Origin of the sequence: Pedobacter polaris (genome assembly GCF_005116505.1) — a bacterium.
In the GTDB taxonomy this organism is placed as follows: domain Bacteria; phylum Bacteroidota; class Bacteroidia; order Sphingobacteriales; family Sphingobacteriaceae; genus Pedobacter; species Pedobacter polaris.
In genome coordinates this window covers 1,148,037-1,163,701 of sequence record NZ_SWBR01000001.1, presented here as the reverse complement: position 1 = coordinate 1,163,701, position 15,665 = coordinate 1,148,037, and the positions used below count along the sequence as shown (strand labels likewise).

18 protein-coding genes are annotated in these 15,665 nt (G+C 34.9%); 10 read left to right on the top strand and 8 right to left on the bottom strand.

Features of this window, described 5'->3' with window-relative positions:
• Nucleotides 1–13 precede the first annotated feature (13 nt).
• The 4 genes from FA048_RS05210 to FA048_RS05195 form a co-directional block, all read right to left on the bottom strand.
• Nucleotides 14–601, bottom strand: a complete 588-nt coding sequence (locus FA048_RS05210) for a Crp/Fnr family transcriptional regulator (RefSeq protein WP_136839141.1) — start codon at nucleotides 599–601, stop codon at nucleotides 14–16.
• Nucleotides 602–1,057, bottom strand: a complete 456-nt coding sequence (locus FA048_RS05205; RefSeq protein WP_136839140.1) for a VOC family protein — start codon at nucleotides 1,055–1,057, stop codon at nucleotides 602–604.
• Nucleotides 1,058–1,320: 263 nt separating this feature from the next.
• The gene (locus tag FA048_RS05200; protein ID WP_136839139.1) at nucleotides 1,321–2,091 is read right to left on the bottom strand and encodes an ion transporter; all 771 of its coding nucleotides are present in this window, start codon (nucleotides 2,089–2,091) and stop codon (nucleotides 1,321–1,323) included.
• Between the two features lie 82 nt (nucleotides 2,092–2,173).
• Nucleotides 2,174–2,992: an alpha/beta hydrolase gene (locus FA048_RS05195; protein ID WP_136839138.1), complete on the bottom strand. Its 819-nt coding sequence runs from the start codon at nucleotides 2,990–2,992 to the stop codon at nucleotides 2,174–2,176.
• A 161-nt stretch (nucleotides 2,993–3,153) separates the two neighbouring features.
• On the opposite strand from FA048_RS05195, the gene FA048_RS05190 reads away from it, so the two are divergent.
• The 9 genes from FA048_RS05190 (at nucleotide 3,154) to FA048_RS05150 (ending at nucleotide 10,764) form a co-directional block, all read left to right on the top strand.
• Nucleotides 3,154–3,858: an esterase family protein gene (locus FA048_RS05190; protein WP_169306813.1), complete on the top strand. Its 705-nt coding sequence runs from the start codon at nucleotides 3,154–3,156 to the stop codon at nucleotides 3,856–3,858.
• Nucleotides 3,859–3,948: 90 nt separating this feature from the next.
• Nucleotides 3,949–5,037: an ATP-grasp domain-containing protein gene (locus tag FA048_RS05185; protein WP_136839137.1), complete on the top strand. Its 1,089-nt coding sequence runs from the start codon at nucleotides 3,949–3,951 to the stop codon at nucleotides 5,035–5,037.
• 25 nt (nucleotides 5,038–5,062) lie between these two features.
• Nucleotides 5,063–6,166, top strand: coding sequence for a carboxylate-amine ligase (locus FA048_RS05180; protein ID WP_136839136.1), 1,104 nt, complete (start codon nucleotides 5,063–5,065; stop codon nucleotides 6,164–6,166).
• The gene (locus FA048_RS05175) at nucleotides 6,167–6,994 is read left to right on the top strand and encodes a type 1 glutamine amidotransferase (protein ID WP_136839135.1); all 828 of its coding nucleotides are present in this window, start codon (nucleotides 6,167–6,169) and stop codon (nucleotides 6,992–6,994) included.
• 148 nt (nucleotides 6,995–7,142) lie between these two features.
• Nucleotides 7,143–8,330 (top strand): hypothetical protein, encoded by a 1,188-nt coding sequence (locus FA048_RS05170; RefSeq protein WP_136839134.1) that lies wholly within the window; start codon nucleotides 7,143–7,145, stop codon nucleotides 8,328–8,330.
• A 63-nt stretch (nucleotides 8,331–8,393) separates the two neighbouring features.
• The gene (locus FA048_RS05165) at nucleotides 8,394–8,555 is read left to right on the top strand and encodes a FeoB-associated Cys-rich membrane protein (RefSeq protein ID WP_136839133.1); all 162 of its coding nucleotides are present in this window, start codon (nucleotides 8,394–8,396) and stop codon (nucleotides 8,553–8,555) included.
• 6 nt (nucleotides 8,556–8,561) lie between these two features.
• Entirely contained in the window at nucleotides 8,562–9,149 is a 588-nt protein-coding gene (locus FA048_RS05160) for a Crp/Fnr family transcriptional regulator (protein WP_136839132.1), read from the top strand.
• A 168-nt stretch (nucleotides 9,150–9,317) separates the two neighbouring features.
• Nucleotides 9,318–9,848: a YceI family protein gene (locus FA048_RS05155; protein WP_136839131.1), complete on the top strand. Its 531-nt coding sequence runs from the start codon at nucleotides 9,318–9,320 to the stop codon at nucleotides 9,846–9,848.
• A 49-nt stretch (nucleotides 9,849–9,897) separates the two neighbouring features.
• Nucleotides 9,898–10,764, top strand: a complete 867-nt coding sequence (locus tag FA048_RS05150) for a pirin family protein (protein WP_136839130.1) — start codon at nucleotides 9,898–9,900, stop codon at nucleotides 10,762–10,764.
• A gap of 76 nt (nucleotides 10,765–10,840) precedes the next feature.
• On the opposite strand, the gene ispF is transcribed toward FA048_RS05150, so the two are convergent.
• Both ispF and porV read right to left on the bottom strand, forming a co-directional pair.
• On the bottom strand, nucleotides 10,841–11,320 hold the full coding sequence (ispF, locus tag FA048_RS05145) for a 2-C-methyl-D-erythritol 2,4-cyclodiphosphate synthase (protein ID WP_136839129.1): 480 nt from the start codon (nucleotides 11,318–11,320) through the stop codon (nucleotides 10,841–10,843).
• A 22-nt stretch (nucleotides 11,321–11,342) separates the two neighbouring features.
• A complete protein-coding gene (gene porV, locus FA048_RS05140; protein WP_136839128.1) occupies nucleotides 11,343–12,524 on the bottom strand; it encodes a type IX secretion system outer membrane channel protein PorV in 1,182 nt (393 codons plus the stop codon).
• A 352-nt stretch (nucleotides 12,525–12,876) separates the two neighbouring features.
• Here porV and FA048_RS05135 point away from each other — a divergent pair, with 352 nt between their 5' ends.
• On the top strand, nucleotides 12,877–14,463 hold the full coding sequence (locus FA048_RS05135; RefSeq protein ID WP_136839127.1) for an SUMF1/EgtB/PvdO family nonheme iron enzyme: 1,587 nt from the start codon (nucleotides 12,877–12,879) through the stop codon (nucleotides 14,461–14,463).
• 51 nt (nucleotides 14,464–14,514) lie between these two features.
• On the opposite strand, the gene FA048_RS05130 is transcribed toward FA048_RS05135, so the two are convergent.
• Nucleotides 14,515–15,012 (bottom strand): biotin/lipoyl-containing protein, encoded by a 498-nt coding sequence (locus FA048_RS05130; RefSeq protein WP_136839126.1) that lies wholly within the window; start codon nucleotides 15,010–15,012, stop codon nucleotides 14,515–14,517.
• A 1-nt stretch (nucleotide 15,013) separates the two neighbouring features.
• Nucleotides 15,014–15,598, bottom strand: a complete 585-nt coding sequence (locus tag FA048_RS05125) for a DUF4159 domain-containing protein (RefSeq protein WP_225872475.1) — start codon at nucleotides 15,596–15,598, stop codon at nucleotides 15,014–15,016.
• Between the last annotated feature and the right edge of the window lie 67 nt (nucleotides 15,599–15,665).

The following is a 15,665-nucleotide window of genomic DNA, read 5'->3' as shown; positions in this document are numbered from 1 at the left end:
TAAGTTAAAATCGTTATTTACCTGTTAATCTTTTTCTTATCCTACTTAATGAAGGCCCTTGAATACCCAAATACGAAGAAATATGGTACAAAGGAATGCTGTTAAAAATCTGTGGGTGGTATTTAATTAAATCGAGATAACGTTGCTCTGGCGTTTTAAAAACAAAACTCTCCGCTCTATCCATGGCAATGTTAAAGGCTTCTTGTGCTAAAAGCCTACCAAAAGTTTCCCATTGGTGAGATTGTTGGTATAGTTGTAGTAAATCGTCAATATGAATGTAAACAACAGTTGCATCTGTCATGGCTTGCGTGTGGTAATCGCAGGGCATTTGATTAATGAAACTTTTAAAAGTAACTACAAACTGATTGCCAGAATACAGAAAGACATTTTTCTCTTCGCCACTTTTTTCATCTACCACATAAGAGCGAAATACGCCATCTATAATGAATCCTAAAAACTTACAAACGGTTCTATGTTGGTTGTAAAACTCTCCTTTTTTATAATGTTTTAATTTCCAATGAGGCTTTGAAAGTTCAAATTCTGCATTATCCATTTTGGCAAATTGGGAGAAGGCATAAGCGACGATGTCTATTTCTTGCATTTATTGAGCGGTTAATTTTAGCCAATCCTCATAAGAAACAACTCCTAATTCCGGCCGGCCTTCTCCCTCTAATATCGCAATAAATTCTAAATCATGCCCATCTGGATCTTTAAAATAAATAGCAAGTGCTGGCATCCAAGCAAAAACCATTGGCTTTTCATTTCCATCTTTTAAAAAATTGTAAGACTTTAGGTTATTTTCTTTTAAAAACTTAACAGATTTATTCAATACATCATTAACATCACATCTAAATGCAAAATGCCTGATATCTATTTGGTCTTTTGGCTTTTCCCACAAGCCAAGCATTGCCTCTTTTGGTTTACCTATCCAAAAAAAGGCAATTCTTCGTTCATCGTTATATCCACATGCTGTTAGTCCTAAAACATTTTTGTAAAAATCAACTGACCTTTCTAAGTTCTCTACAAATAGGTGAGTTTCGAATAATCCTTTTATCATGCTATGAAATTACAGTTTAGCCAAGGCGAAAGAAAATCACTAATATCAATCTGCTTATCAATAGAATTGATACTTTATTTTATGACATAAATTGAAGAATACAGAATAGTCTGTTGTCCTTTCACCGTCCGTATAGGCTCGGTATACCGTCGGTTGACCGTCGAAATAGGCTTTTCGACGGTCAACCGACATAGGATTGACGGTGAAGCGACGGTGAAATGATACGTTTTTATCTAAAATAAGGAAGAACGCGAAGACAGGGGTTAAAATTTAAGTCCGCATTGATTGCAATATTGTGCATCATCTGGATTATCATGGTTACAAACCTTATCTTCTGATTTTTTAGATGCTAGTTCAACTGTAATTATACCAGTTGGCACAGCTATAATGGCATAGCCCATAATCATGGCAATAGATGAAAGAAATTTCCCTAAAACAGTTTGAGGAACAATATCGCCAAAACCTACGGTTGTAACGGTAACTATTGCCCAATAAATACTTTGTGGAATACTTGTGAACCCATTTTCGCCACCTTCTATAACATACATTAACGTACCCAGTATAACCATTATGGCAATTACCGCCATTAAAAACACACCCATTTTATATTTGCTAGCATTTAATGCCAATAACAATTTTTGGGCTTCTCTATTAAACCTAACCAGTTTTAATATCCTGAAGACTCTTAATAACCTAAATATTCTGATGGCTAATAAGTAATGAAAACCGAAATTAATGAGCTCTAAATAACTGGGCAAAATAGATAGTAAATCTACTAATCCCCAAAAACTAAAAATATACCTTAAAGGCGTTTTACTACTCCAAATCCTTAATATATATTCAATAGTAAATAAAATGGTGATTGCCCATTCTGCATAGAAAAAGAGGCTAGCAAATTGCTTATTTAAAGAAGGAATACTTTCTAAAATAACAATTAATACACTAAATAAGATTATCCACAACAAGATTACATCAAACAACTTGCTTGATTTTGTATCATGTCCAAAAATAATCTGGTTTATTTTTTCTCTCATATGCTTACCAATTATCCTAGAACACCAAAAACTGAATGAAGTTCTAAAATAAGAAAGAAAAAATAGTAGGAATGAGTACTTTTTAAGAAATTAGGGGCTTAAAAGCCCATTCCAAAAATTTAGGCATTGCCTTAGCCCAAGTTGGCACATCGTGTTTACCACCCACCATTTCATAATAGAAAATATCTTGAGGTCTTTGGTATCCTTTTTTCATTAATTCTTTAACCACATCAATCGTGTCATCAATAGAATCTATAATAAAGTTGTGGTTACGATCAGCTATTTCATCATCAGTCCCAGTCATTAACCAAAATTTAACTGCAGGATTAGTTTTAGTATCGCGAATCATTTCATGAACTATGCGATCATCATCGGTATAACCTGCATTTAAATCTTTTTTCCTCCACCAAAAAGAACCAGAGAAAACGCCTACAGCATCAAAATAATTATCGTGGTTCCAAGCAATATCAAAAGCAGTAATTCCACCTAAAGAAAAACCCGCGAAAGCGCGTCTACCATTAATGGTTACATCAACTTCGCTCTGCACATAAGGCATCAGTTCTTTTATTACAAAATCTGTATAAGCATTAGCCTTTGAGCCTCTTTTTTTAAAATCTGGTTTTCCAGCAATACCATATTCTAACGTTCTTTCTTCGCTTGCTTTAATCCCGATCACCACTGTTGGTTCAATTTTCCACTTGGCATAAAGTGCATTCAGCACACCTTCCATATCCATTTGAGCCAAATCTTGTCCATCGTTTAACAACAGAAGATTAACACGCTCATTCCCCAATAAATTATCAGGGCTGAAAATTTCTATCTCTACTTCTCTCTTTAAGTATGCAGACTTTAGCTGACGGGTAGTTTTAATAACGGTAGGTAATGTTAGTGTTGTGTACATAGCTTTCTCACAAATCTTGCGCAAATGTACAAATCTTGTTAAAAAATAGATTATTGCTATTCAATTTTTACATAACGCACAGATTTATAGTAATAAATAGATTTATTTCTTTGTGTTTTGACATAGATTTTTATACCTTAAAGCATCTAATCTAAAAGCCGGTGAAAGAAGAACTAAAAGAATGGTACAGTCCTAACCTGAATATGGATATTAAAACCCTAGTTTTTGGGCATAGCGGATATCCCATCCTACTTTTCCCAACGAGCATGGGAAGTTATTATGAAAATAAAGATTTTAAACTACTTGATGCCATTGCTGGTTTTATTAACGATGGAAAAGTAAAGGTATATTGCCCAGATGGGATTGATAAACTGAGTTGGTATAATAAAGGAGTTCATCCTGCAGAGCGTGTTAAAAATCATATTTGGTATGATAAATTTTTGTTAGAAGAACTTGTTCCTTTGGCAAAACATGAAACGGGACATCATAAGGTAATTACTGCAGGCTGCAGTTTTGGTGGTTATCATGCAGCAAATTTTGCTTTTCGTCATCCATGGACAGTGAGCCATATGTTTAGTATGAGTGGTGCTTTTGATATTACTGGTCAGCTAGATGGTTTCTACAATGATGAGGCTTATTTCAATAATCCAGTAGATTTTGTACCAAATGACATGAATCAAGAACTTTGGCACATGAAAATTGTTCTAGGTACATCAGACAGAGACATGTGCAAAGGGGACAATGAAAGATTATCAGCTATTTTACATCAAAAAGGAATAAATCACTGGCTAGATATTAGACAAAATGCTGATCATGATTGGCCAACTTGGAGACAAATGCTTCCAGAATACTTAGCCCAATTATAGATTTAGCCAGATAATACTGATTTGGAAAATTAGCTATTTAGATAACCTTTGAACAAATACACATTAAACAATTAACTACTACAAATATTTATGAAAAAAATTGGAATTTTATTTGGTCAAGAACGCTCATTTCCTGAAGCTGTAATCAAAAGGATTAATGAAAAGGCCGAAAAAGGCATCACTGCCGAAGTCGTGAAAATTGATAAAATGTTTCAGAATACGCCTTTAGATTATGCTGTAATTATAGACCGTATTTCTCAAGATGTACCTTTTTATCGTGCATCATTAAAAAATGCTGCAATTACAGGAACAGCCGTCATCAATAATCCATTTTGGTGGAGTGCAGATGAAAAATTCTTTAACAACGCATTAGCTGAGCAAATTGGAGTACCTGTGCCTAAAACGGCACTAATTCCATCAAGACAACATCCTACAGGAACAACGAGAGAATCGTTTTCGAACTTAACAATGCCTTTAGATTGGGATGCAATTTTTGAATACACCGGCTTCCCTGCTTACATGAAACCATTTGATGGTGGCGGTTGGCGAGATGTTTATAAACTACATGATAAAGAAGATTTTTTTAGCAAACATGGCGGAACTGAACAATTGGTGATGCTTTTACAAGAAGAGATTATTTTTGAAGAATATTTTAGATGTTATTGCATTGGAGGAAAACATGTTCGCATTATGCAGTATGAGCCACGCAATCCACATCATTTACGTTATGAAGTAGGAAAAGCGCCATCTAGTGAGAAACTATTGAAAACAATTGAAGAATATACCCTGAAATTATGTACTTACTTGGGTTATGATTTTAATACCGTAGAGTTCGCAGTGCGAGATGGGATTCCTATCGCTATTGATTTCTGCAATCCAGCACCAGATGCCGACATTAAGAGTGTTGGACAAGAAAATTTCGACTGGGTAGTAGAAACTACTGCTAATTACGCAATTGAAAGAGCAAAAGCGCAAAAACCTGGTCAGGACAATTTAACTTGGGGTAAATATGTAAAATCTTCTGCTGCTGGCCTTCCGTTAACTACCGAAGCTTTACCAAAAGGAATTAAGGTTAGTCCAACTATTAAAGCGGTTAAACCTAAAGACGAAGTTAAAGCCAAAGCCCCTGCAAAAGCTAAAACTGCTGCACCTGCAAAAAAAGCAACATCTAAAAAATAATTGGGATAATTTAAAAGGGAATAAGATGATGAATGAATTTACGCTGGGCATAGAAGAAGAGTACATGGTAGTTGATCCCGTTACCAGAGAACTAACATCGCATGATCAAAAAATTGTAGAATCTGCTCAAAAAATCCATAAGGATCAAGTAAAAGCAGAAATGCACCAGGCTGTGGTTGAAGTTGGAACTGGCATTTGCCACAACACAGATCAAGCTAGAAAAGAAATATCGCAATTGCGTTATACCGTTTCTCAATTGGCAGGAGAACAAGGGCTACGTATTGGTGCTGCTGGCACACACCCATTTTCTCATTGGGAAAAACAACTAATTACTGAACATCCACGTTATAGTGAAATTGTAAATGAGTTACAGGAAGCCGCTCGTTCAAATTTAATTTTTGGCCTGCATGTGCATGTAGGCTTTCAATCTCGTGAGCTAGCTATCCATATTGCCAATCAAGTAAGGTATTTTTTACCTCATGTTTTTGCCCTTTCTACAAATTCTCCATTCTGGGAAAGTAGAAATACAGGCTATAAATCGTTTAGAACAAAGGTTTTTGATAAATTCCCAAGAACTGGAATACCTGATATTTTCAATAGTATTGAAGATTACGATAGCTATGTAAAACTGTTGATCAAAACGAATTGTATGGATAACGCAAAGAAAATTTGGTGGGACATTCGTGTGCATCCATTTTTTGACACTGTTGAATTCCGCATTTGCGATTGCCCAATGTTAATTGACGAAACAATGGCCTTTACTGCGCTATTTCAGGCATTATGCGCTAAGCTGTATAAATTACGACTACAAAACATGGAGTTCATCAGTTATTCTAGAGCCCTAATTAATGAGAATAAATGGAGAGCTGCCCGTTATGGAATTGATGGAAATTTAATCGATTTCGGAAAAGAAATGGAAGTGAATTGCCGTAATCTAATTTTAGAATTACTTGATTTTATTGATGATGTTGTTGATGAATTAGGCAGTAGAAATGAAATCAACTACGTTCATAAAATTCTAGAAAATGGGACAGGAGCAGATAGACAATTGGCAGTTTATCAGAAAACTGGTAACTTTGAATCGGTTGTAGATTACATTACAACCCAAACGTTAATAGGTGCAGGATAAATGAGCGAGAAAAATAACATCAAAGTAGCCGTTATAGACATGAACAATGGCAATCCTAATCAGGGTATGAGAGGGATACAGGAAATTCTACAAAGCTACCGCGATAAAAATCAATTAAATTTAACATTCGATATTTTTGATATACGCCAAAAGGGTGAAGTTCCAGATTTAAGCTACGATATTTATATTTCTAGTGGTGGCCCTGGTAGTCCGTTTGAAAGCGAACAAGATCAATGGGAAAGTGATTTTTTTAACTTGTTAGATTCAATCGAATCTTTCAATGCAGAAAGTGAACAAAAAAAATATGTCTTTTTAATTTGTCACTCTTTTCAATTGGCCTGTAGAAAATACGGCTTAGGTACTGTTACCAAAAGAAAATCTAACGCTTTCGGAATTTTCCCAATCAGCTTAACAGCAAGTGGACTTGAAGAAGCTGTATTTGATGGTTTAAAAGATCCTTTTTATTCAGTAGACAGTAGGGATTGGCAAGTGATTAAAGGAAATGAAGCTGATTTTGTAGCGAAAGGTGCACAAATTTTAGCTATTGAGAAAGAGCGTCCACATGTGGCTTTAGAACGTTGTGTAATGGCTATTCGCTTTTCTGAACAGGTTATAGGCACTCAATTTCATCCAGAAGCAGATCCGGTTGGAATGAAAATGTATTTACTGCAAGAAGAAAAGAAAGCTGCAATTATTGAAAACCATGGAGAGGATAAATATTTTGACATGTTATATAGTTTAGATGATCCGGATAGAATTACCTTAACACAAAGTGTGATTTTACCTAATTTCTTAAATCAGGCCATTCATACTTTACAAGAAGCTTAAACCCCAACCCCCTAAAGGGGCTTAAACCACATAGGCACATAGCTATAACCTAAGTATTTCTATGTTACTCTGTGGTTTTATAATTAGCATATAATCGTCACGAGAAACAAAAACCTTAAGTGGTAAATATATTTTTAATTCATCTACCATGATTGAAAAATACCGTAAAACTTTTAATGAGAATTTCACAGTAGAAAAATACAATCAATTTGCAGAGAAGCTAGGAAAAGGTTTCCCTGAAATTCCATTTCGTGTAGCAGAAACACCTATTTTTATACCTGAGGCTTTAAAACAGAAACTAATTGCTGCAGGAGAGGAAATCATTTCCCTAATAAAACAAGATAACTTCAAAGAATTAACGCAGAAAGCTATTCCGCAAGAATGGAATGTACCAAATGAAACTGGTCATCCTCATTTTTTAACATTCGACTACGGTATATGTAAGGATGAAAATGGCGAGGTAACACCCATGTTAATTGAGATGCAAGGCTTTCCATCTTTATATGGATTTCAAACTCATTTAGCAAAAACCTATAAGGAAGAATTTGATTTAGATGAGAATCTAAGTCCATATTTTAATGGATTAGATGAAAAATCTTACTTCGAGTTATTTAAAAAAGTAATCATAGGAAACCATCAACCTCATGAGGTTGCACTAATGGATATTGATGCGCTAAATCAAAAAACGGCGATAGATTTCCTCGTTACGGCCAAGCATCTGGGTATTAAAATTCTTGCACTTGAAGATATTAGAAAAGAAGGAAAGCAGCTTTTTTATGAAGAAGGTGGAAAAAAAATACAGCTGAAGCGAATTTATAACCGATTGATTTTTGATGAAATTGGAGAAAATACAGCTATTTTTAAAAACAGCTTCGACCCTAGAGAAGAATTAAATATAGAGTGGATTACTCATCCAAATTGGTTTTATCGCATTAGCAAATACACAATGCCATTTCTAAAAAGTGAATTTGTACCCGACACTCGTTTCTTAAACACCATAGAAAGCATTCCAACAGATTTAGGAAATTACGTACTAAAACCACTTTTCAGCTTTGCTGGTATGGGCGTAATTATAGATGTTACTGACACAGATATTAAACAAATTAACGATCCAGAAAATTGGATTTTGCAAAGAAAAGTTACCTATGAACCAGTAATTAAAGCTCCAGATGCTGGTGTAAAGGCAGAAATTAGAATGATGTACTTGTGGCCAGAAGGCGAAGAACCTCAACTTTGTATTAATTTAGGAAGGTTAAGTAGAGGAAAAATGATTGGTGTGCGCTACAATGCAGATTTTGATTGGGTTGGTGGTACAGTTGGGTTGATGGAGAAATAATTAGCTAATTAAATTTGACAGTATTCTGAACCCTCCTATTTAATAAATCGTAATTTTGTAATTATGGATATCCAGTTCATCTTAATGATTGTCATTTTCATTGCCGCATTATTATATGTAGGCCGAATGATTTATCGTTCTGTTTCTCCAAAAAGTGATGGTTGTGCTTCTGGCTGTGGTAAATGTGCAGCAAACTTTGATAACATTCCACAACCCAAAAAATAATTGCTGATGCTCGATAAATTTGCAACCTATCTCAAAAACCGATTAGCCATTACCGAAGAACAGGCTGTTGAAGCTGTAAGCTGTTTAAAAATCAAAACCATCAAAAAAGGTCAAATCCTTTTAAATGCTGGAGATTTAAAATCTGAAGCTTATTTTGTGAATAGTGGGTTATTAAGGTACTTTTCTATTGATGAAAAAGGGAAGGAGCATATCATTCAATTTGCACCAGAAGATTGGATGTTGTCAGACAGGGACACTTCGGTTTTTAATGAACCGTCGGCATTTTATATAGATGCTATTGAAGATACCGAAGTGGTTATCGTTAAAAAAGATTTTTTTCCAGCTATCAAAAACATTGTTCCAGAAATATTAGAACTCAATATTTTAATGTTGCATAACTCTATCCGTTTTATGCAAAAAAGAATAAACATGTTATTAAGTGCATCTGCTGAAGAACGGTACTTAAATTTTATCAAGCTCTACCCAAATCTTACCTTACGCGTACCACAATGGATGATCGCTTCCTATTTAGGCGTTACTCCAGAATCATTAAGTCGCGTTCGTAAAGACCTCGCCAATAAACATTTTAGGTAAAATTGGTCAAGTTGCTGTATCAATGAACAATTGAACCAATGAACTCATTTCTAGCTAGAAAGTCCCCTTTAGGAGATTAAGGGTTTTCTTATCATACATCAATGCGTAGCTCAACTGCCTACCTTAACTTTGTGTTATCAAATTTAAAAACACAAAATTTAAAATATTATGGCAACTACTAAATGGATATTAGATCCAACACACAGCGAACTACAATTTAAAGTAAAACACTTAATGATCACTACAGTTACTGGTAGCTTAAAATCTTTCTCAGCAGATTTAACTTCAGAAGGTGATGAATTTACAAATGCAGAAATCTCATTTAAAGGCGATATCAGCTCATTAGATACTGGAAATACTGATCGTGACAATCACTTAAAAAGTGCTGACTTTTTTGATGCTGAGCAATTTGCAAGTATCGAATTTAAATCTACCACTGTAGAAAAAGATGGTGATGATTACAAAGTTAGCGGAGATTTGACCATTAAAGGGACAACAAAACCTATTAAATTAACAGCAGAATTTGGTGGTATTGCAACAGATCCTTGGGGACAAACTAAGGCTGGATTTACTTTAAATGGAAAACTTAATCGTTCTGACTTTGGTTTAACTTGGAATGCAGCTTTAGAAACTGGCGGTGTAATGGTTAGTGAAGAAGTTAAAATTTTAGGCGAACTACAATTTGTGAAACAAGCTTAATCAGCTCACAATTTCCAGTTTGCATTTCGCAGTACTCAATACCAATTCTATGAAAGTAAAACAAGTTTCGGCAATATTAAATCCACCCGCACCGCACATGGTTGGCGATGGGTTTAGGGTACATAATTTTTTTCCTAGTGGATATAAATTAAACATGAGCCCTTTTTATATGCTCGATTACAATGCAAAGATTGAATTTTCTGCTCGGAATGAACCTCGTGGCGTAGGCGTTCACCCACATCGTGGATTTGAAACCGTAACTATTGCTTATCATGGCGCAGTCGCTCATCACGATAGCGCCGGCAATAGTGGCATTATCTATCCAGGCGATGTACAATGGATGACGGCAGCAAAAGGAATTTTGCATAAAGAATACCACGAAGAGAACTTTAGCAAAAAAGGTGGATTATTTCAAATGGTTCAACTTTGGGTTAATCTTCCTGCTCAATTTAAAATGAGTACGCCAAAATATCAAGGCGTTAAGCAAAGCGACATCAAAAAATATGATTTATCAGAAAATGGTGGTATAATTGAAGTTATTGCTGGTAATTACAAAGGTGCAAAAGGATGCATTTCTACTTTCAGTCCAATTGAAGTATATAATGTTAGGGTTAATGAAGGAGCAAAAACCGATTTTAATTTTCCTGCAAATTTCAACACAGCTTTTATTGTTATAGAAGGAAGCATAAAAGTTAATGGCACATCAACTGCAAAAACAGATCAAATGGTTCATTTCCAAAACGATGGTGAAAATATCGACTTAGAAGCATTAGAAAACAGCGTAGTGTTAGTCTTAAGTGGCGAGCCAATTAATGAACCAATAGCTTCCTATGGACCTTTCTTAATGAACACTGCAGAAGAATTACAACAAGCAATGACAGATTATAATGAAGGTAAATTTGGCTACTTAGAATAGAGTTATGGGTTGTTATGAGTTACAGGTCTAGTTGCTTATTATACATTGCGTTCCTGTAACTCATAACCTATAGCTTTTAACCTTTTTGGATTAAACAAACTGCATAAGCAACTACACCTTCTTCCCTGCCTATAAAACCCATTTGTTCATTTGTAGTTGCTTTAATAGAAATATCTTCAATAGAAATAGCTATTGCTTTTGCAATATTTTCTTGCATCTGAGGTATATGGGGGTTTATTTTTGGGGCCTCTAGACATAACATTGCATCAATATTGCCAATCTCCCAGCCCTTTTCTCTTATTAACTTTACTGTTTCTTTTAATAAAACAATACTACTAATGCCTTTCCATTGTGGATCGGTATTTTTAAAGTGAAACCCAATGTCTCTAAGGTTTGCGGCACCCAAAAGTGCATCACAAACTGCATGCAGTAAAACATCAGCATCTGAGTGGCCAAAAGCGCCCTTATGGTGTTCTAAGTTTACTCCACCAACAAAAAATGGGTGGTTGTCTTTTAATTGGTGGACATCAAAACCAAAACCTACTTTAATTTTCATTAATATAATTTATAACGCTTTATTATTTATTATCGCCGAAGTTAAATATTAAGCTAAACCTTAAAGTATTAGCTAAAGGGCTTTTTTGTGGATCTGCTAATAAATAAGCAAAATCTATATTAAAAATGTTATACTTCAACCCAGCCCCTAAGGTTAAATATCGTCTATCTCCCTTTTCCGGAGCTTCATAGAAATAGCCCGCACGCATGGCAAATTGTTGATTGTACCAATATTCTGCACCTACTGCGATACTAACTTCCTTTAATTCTTCACTAAAACCCCCAGGAGCATCACTAAAAGAGCCAAATATACCTGCAGGAATAGAACGGTTTGGATCTCTACCTGAAATTATATCACCATTTGAATCTCTAATTGGCTGTGTTGGAACCATTAGTTTATTAAAATCTAATGCAAAAGTAAACTGGTTGTAGTCATCAATGATAAAGGTAGATGCACCCCCTATCTTCATATTTGTTGGTAAGAATTGCTTCTGAACCCCATCAACATACCCAAGTTTTGTTCCGATATTAGAGAAATTTGCACCCGCAGAAATAATCGCATCCTTATTAAACATTACTGTTTGCTTTCTATAATAGGCAGAAACATCTACCGCAAAAGCTTTACCTGCTTTTGTTTGTTGCCCTGCAGAAAACTGCCCAGAAGTTAAGTTAGAATAGATAAACCTGCCCGTTGTACCCAAAGAAAATTCATTACCAAATCTCTTAGAATAAGTTGCATCAAAAGAAAATTCACTTGGACTATAAATCCCTAAATCATTCTTATTTATATCTGTTAATTGTATCTGACCTAAAGAAAAATACCTTAAAGAACCACCTATTGCACTTTGATCATTTAATTTATAAAAACCACTAATGTATGCCAAGTTAATATCGGGCACTAAATTCTTTAACCAAGGGCTATATGAAGCAGAAAAACCATACGGCATTTCTAAAAAGGCCAATTTTGAAGGGTTATTACCCATTGCGTTAACGTCTGGCTGTACAGCTACAGCTGCCTCCCCCATACTACCCGTCCTGGCATCTGGAGTAATTAATAAAAATGGAACAGCAGTGATAATATTATTAGACTGGCTTCCGTTTGTTTGGGTACCTGGCTGCACTACTTGCGCTTGCAGACGCGAGCTATAAAGAATCGCTATAGAAAACACCCCCAAGGCTGCAGTGCTAAAGTACTTCAATTTCATTAGTTAAATATACAGAATAATGCTTGCAAGTTAATATAGTGTCCGTTATTTTCAAAGAAAATGAAATTCAGTTATCAATCTATTAAACTCATTTATTCTAAACGAATTTTAACCAAAAATTGTCTTTTAAAACACCTTTTATCTAATAAATTCTAAAGGATTACTAGTTTCAGCACAACATTTACTACACAATAAATCATAAGTTATTGCGTTTCAAACTATTGCCTATACAAGAGCAAAAATCGAACTCCAAAACCCCGAGTAAAAAATATCAGATTAAAAAAAATATTTTTTGGCGGAAAGTCCTTTTTTTGCGTATTTTTATCAGTCAAGTGTTACAAAGGCACCATTTATGAAAAAAACATACCTATATTCATTTGTATTTCTAATCTCTATATCTGTTTTCACCTCATGTAAATCGAAGAAAAACAGCACCAACATATCCAGTAAAACTGGATACGCTTACAATGATAGAGCAAATGGTGGTTTTGAAGTTGCAAGCAAGTATAAACGTGGGCATGAAACAAATGCTTATGGTTTAATAGAAATTGAAGGTGGCCAATTTATAATGGGAGGTAGTGCAATTGATATTCCCGGTCAGGATATGAGCAACCTCAATTATAAAAGAGAAATTACAGTAAGCTCCTTTTATATGGATGAAACTGAAGTTTCAAATACCAATTGGTTAGAATATTTAAATTGGATTAAACGAAACTATCCAACTGATGCACAATATTATTATGAAGAATTGCCAGACACATTAGTTTGGAGAAGGCCGCTATCTTTTAATGAACCTTTTGTAAACAATTACCTTAGGCACCCAGCTTATAAAGATTACCCTGTTGTAGGTGTTACAGCATTACAAGCCGAAAGATACTGTGCTTGGAGAACTGACATGGTGAATCAAAAGGTTTTAAGGGATAAAGGTTATATGAATAGCTTTGCCGTTATTAATGGCGTAGCAAGTGGAAACAATGCTCCAGCAACCCCTATCAGCAAACCTACTCAACCATTTAATACTGAAATCTATTTAAATGGACAAATAGATGACAAAGGATCTAATGCAATGAAAGATCTTAATCCTGCCGCGACGGGAGCCGCAGGAGCAACAACCGGGGCAGGAAATACTGGGCCTACGAGAAATGTGCGTTTAGAAGATGGTGTAATTTTACAACCTTTTAGATTGCCTACAGAAGCAGAATGGGAATATGCAGCACTTGCACTTATTGGCAATACACAATATGAAAATGTTAACGAGAAAAAAATCTATCCTTGGAATGGCTTAGGCATAACTTCTGCCAAGAAAAGTACTAGAGGATTAATTTTAGCGAATTTTAAAAGAGCTAAAGGAGATTATATGGGTGTTGGTGGTTCATTAAACGATAAGGCTGCATTTACGCAAGACGTAATGGCTTACCCACCCAATGATTTTGGGCTGTATAACATGGCTGGCAATGTAAATGAATGGACTGGCGATACCTACCGTGTTGCCACCTATGAGCAAGCAGATGCATTAAATCCATTTAGAGGAAATCAATACCAGAATAAAGATAGAGATCCAGCTACTGGCCAGCTTAAAAAAGATAAATATGGCAAACCAGAAATGGTTAAAGCTAATTCAGCAGTAAAACAAACTTGGGCAGAATTACAAGCTAATCAAACCTCAGGTAAAAGTACTACGCCATTCAACCCAGATCAACGCGATTACCGTGATGAACAAAGCAATTTATATGGTATTACTACTTTAGTAAACAATAAGTCTAGGGTTTATAAAGGTGGTTCATGGGATGATCAAGCACAGTGGTTAAATCCTGCAACTAGGAGACATTTACAAGAAGATGAATCTACTGCAGATATTGGCTTTAGATGTGCAATGACAATGCTAGGGTCTTCAGAAATTAGAAGCGCTGGCAAACCTCAATTCAGCAAAAAACCATAAGGCTTTAATACTTAAAAACAAAAGGGGATGCAAATTGCATCCCCTTTTGTTTTAGCTAAAAGTAATTAGCATTTCGTTCTTTTCTACTTTATTGCCTTGCTTAACCGCAATCTTTTTAATAATCCCATCAGTTGGCGATTTAATCATATTCTCCATTTTCATCGCTTCTAGCACTAATAAATTATCACCTTTTTTTACTTCGTCTCCTTCATTTATTAGAATACTTAGTACCAAGCCAGGCATTGGAGCTTTTATTTGCAATATCTTATTTACTGCCAAATTATCCATACCGAGTTGTTTAAGCAACTGGTCAAATTGATCCTTGATATTAAGCGTATAAATGTTTCCATTAACTTTAATTATAGCTGTTTTATCTGTAGCATTCAATTCAACTACCTCTATATTATAAGATTTATTCTTGAATAAGATACTAGAACTGTTTGCATTTAAAACAACTCTGTCAAGTTCAACCAATTCGCCATTAACATATAATTGTTTATCTGCAGAAATATCAAAATTGTATTTATCGTTTACTTTTACTTGATACATATTATTGAGTTAAGGCATATTGAACTAAATTAGCGCCCATTTTTAGCGCTTTGCTTCGGCTTTCTTGTGTGTCTGAAGGATATGTTCCAAAGTCTTCCCAGCCATTCCCTAAATCGCATTCAAAAGTATAATAGCAAATTATTCTTCCCTTCCATAGTAAAGCAAAACCTTGAGGTTTTTTCCCATCATGTTCATGTATTTTCGGCAAACCCAATGGAAATTTAAATTTTTGATTATATAATTTGTGATCGGAAGGCAACTCTACGAAACTAAGTTCAGGAAATACTTTTTTCATTTGAGGACGAATGAATTTATCTAGCCCATAGTTATCATCTATATGAAGAAATCCACCGCCAATTAAATATTTCCTCAGATTAGAGGCTTCCTGATCACTGAATACAATATTACCATGACCAGTCATATAAATGAATGGGTAATTATATAATTCAGCGCTTCCAACTTCAACAATACTTTCATCTGGAGCAAAGTTTGTGGCTAGATTTTTATTACAAAAATCAATGAGATTTGGTAGAGCTGTTCTATTTCCATACCAATCTCCACCGCCACTATATTTAAGTTTGCCCATTTTATAAGTGGGAACTGTAAAGCTAGTTAGAAAGACTAAAGATGAAAGACTAAAGATTAGAGCGAAA

Coding starts and splice junctions, on each gene's coding strand:
- FA048_RS05170 (WP_136839134.1), top strand. CDS start 7,143: ATGATTGAAAAATACCGTAAAACTTTTAATGAGAATTTCACAGTAGAA.
- porV (WP_136839128.1), bottom strand. CDS start 12,524: ATGAAATTGAAGTACTTTAGCACTGCAGCCTTGGGGGTGTTTTCTATA.
- FA048_RS05210 (WP_136839141.1), bottom strand. CDS start 601: ATGCAAGAAATAGACATCGTCGCTTATGCCTTCTCCCAATTTGCCAAA.
- FA048_RS05200 (WP_136839139.1), bottom strand. CDS start 2,091: ATGAGAGAAAAAATAAACCAGATTATTTTTGGACATGATACAAAATCA.
- FA048_RS05125 (WP_225872475.1), bottom strand. CDS start 15,598: ATGGGCAAACTTAAATATAGTGGCGGTGGAGATTGGTATGGAAATAGA.
- FA048_RS05180 (WP_136839136.1), top strand. CDS start 5,063: ATGATGAATGAATTTACGCTGGGCATAGAAGAAGAGTACATGGTAGTT.
- FA048_RS05175 (WP_136839135.1), top strand. CDS start 6,167: ATGAGCGAGAAAAATAACATCAAAGTAGCCGTTATAGACATGAACAAT.
- FA048_RS05185 (WP_136839137.1), top strand. CDS start 3,949: ATGAAAAAAATTGGAATTTTATTTGGTCAAGAACGCTCATTTCCTGAA.
- FA048_RS05135 (WP_136839127.1), top strand. CDS start 12,877: ATGAAAAAAACATACCTATATTCATTTGTATTTCTAATCTCTATATCT.
- FA048_RS05205 (WP_136839140.1), bottom strand. CDS start 1,057: ATGATAAAAGGATTATTCGAAACTCACCTATTTGTAGAGAACTTAGAA.
- ispF (WP_136839129.1), bottom strand. CDS start 11,320: ATGAAAATTAAAGTAGGTTTTGGTTTTGATGTCCACCAATTAAAAGAC.
- FA048_RS05150 (WP_136839130.1), top strand. CDS start 9,898: ATGAAAGTAAAACAAGTTTCGGCAATATTAAATCCACCCGCACCGCAC.
- FA048_RS05195 (WP_136839138.1), bottom strand. CDS start 2,992: ATGTACACAACACTAACATTACCTACCGTTATTAAAACTACCCGTCAG.
- FA048_RS05160 (WP_136839132.1), top strand. CDS start 8,562: ATGCTCGATAAATTTGCAACCTATCTCAAAAACCGATTAGCCATTACC.
- FA048_RS05130 (WP_136839126.1), bottom strand. CDS start 15,012: ATGTATCAAGTAAAAGTAAACGATAAATACAATTTTGATATTTCTGCA.
- FA048_RS05165 (WP_136839133.1), top strand. CDS start 8,394: ATGGATATCCAGTTCATCTTAATGATTGTCATTTTCATTGCCGCATTA.
- FA048_RS05155 (WP_136839131.1), top strand. CDS start 9,318: ATGGCAACTACTAAATGGATATTAGATCCAACACACAGCGAACTACAA.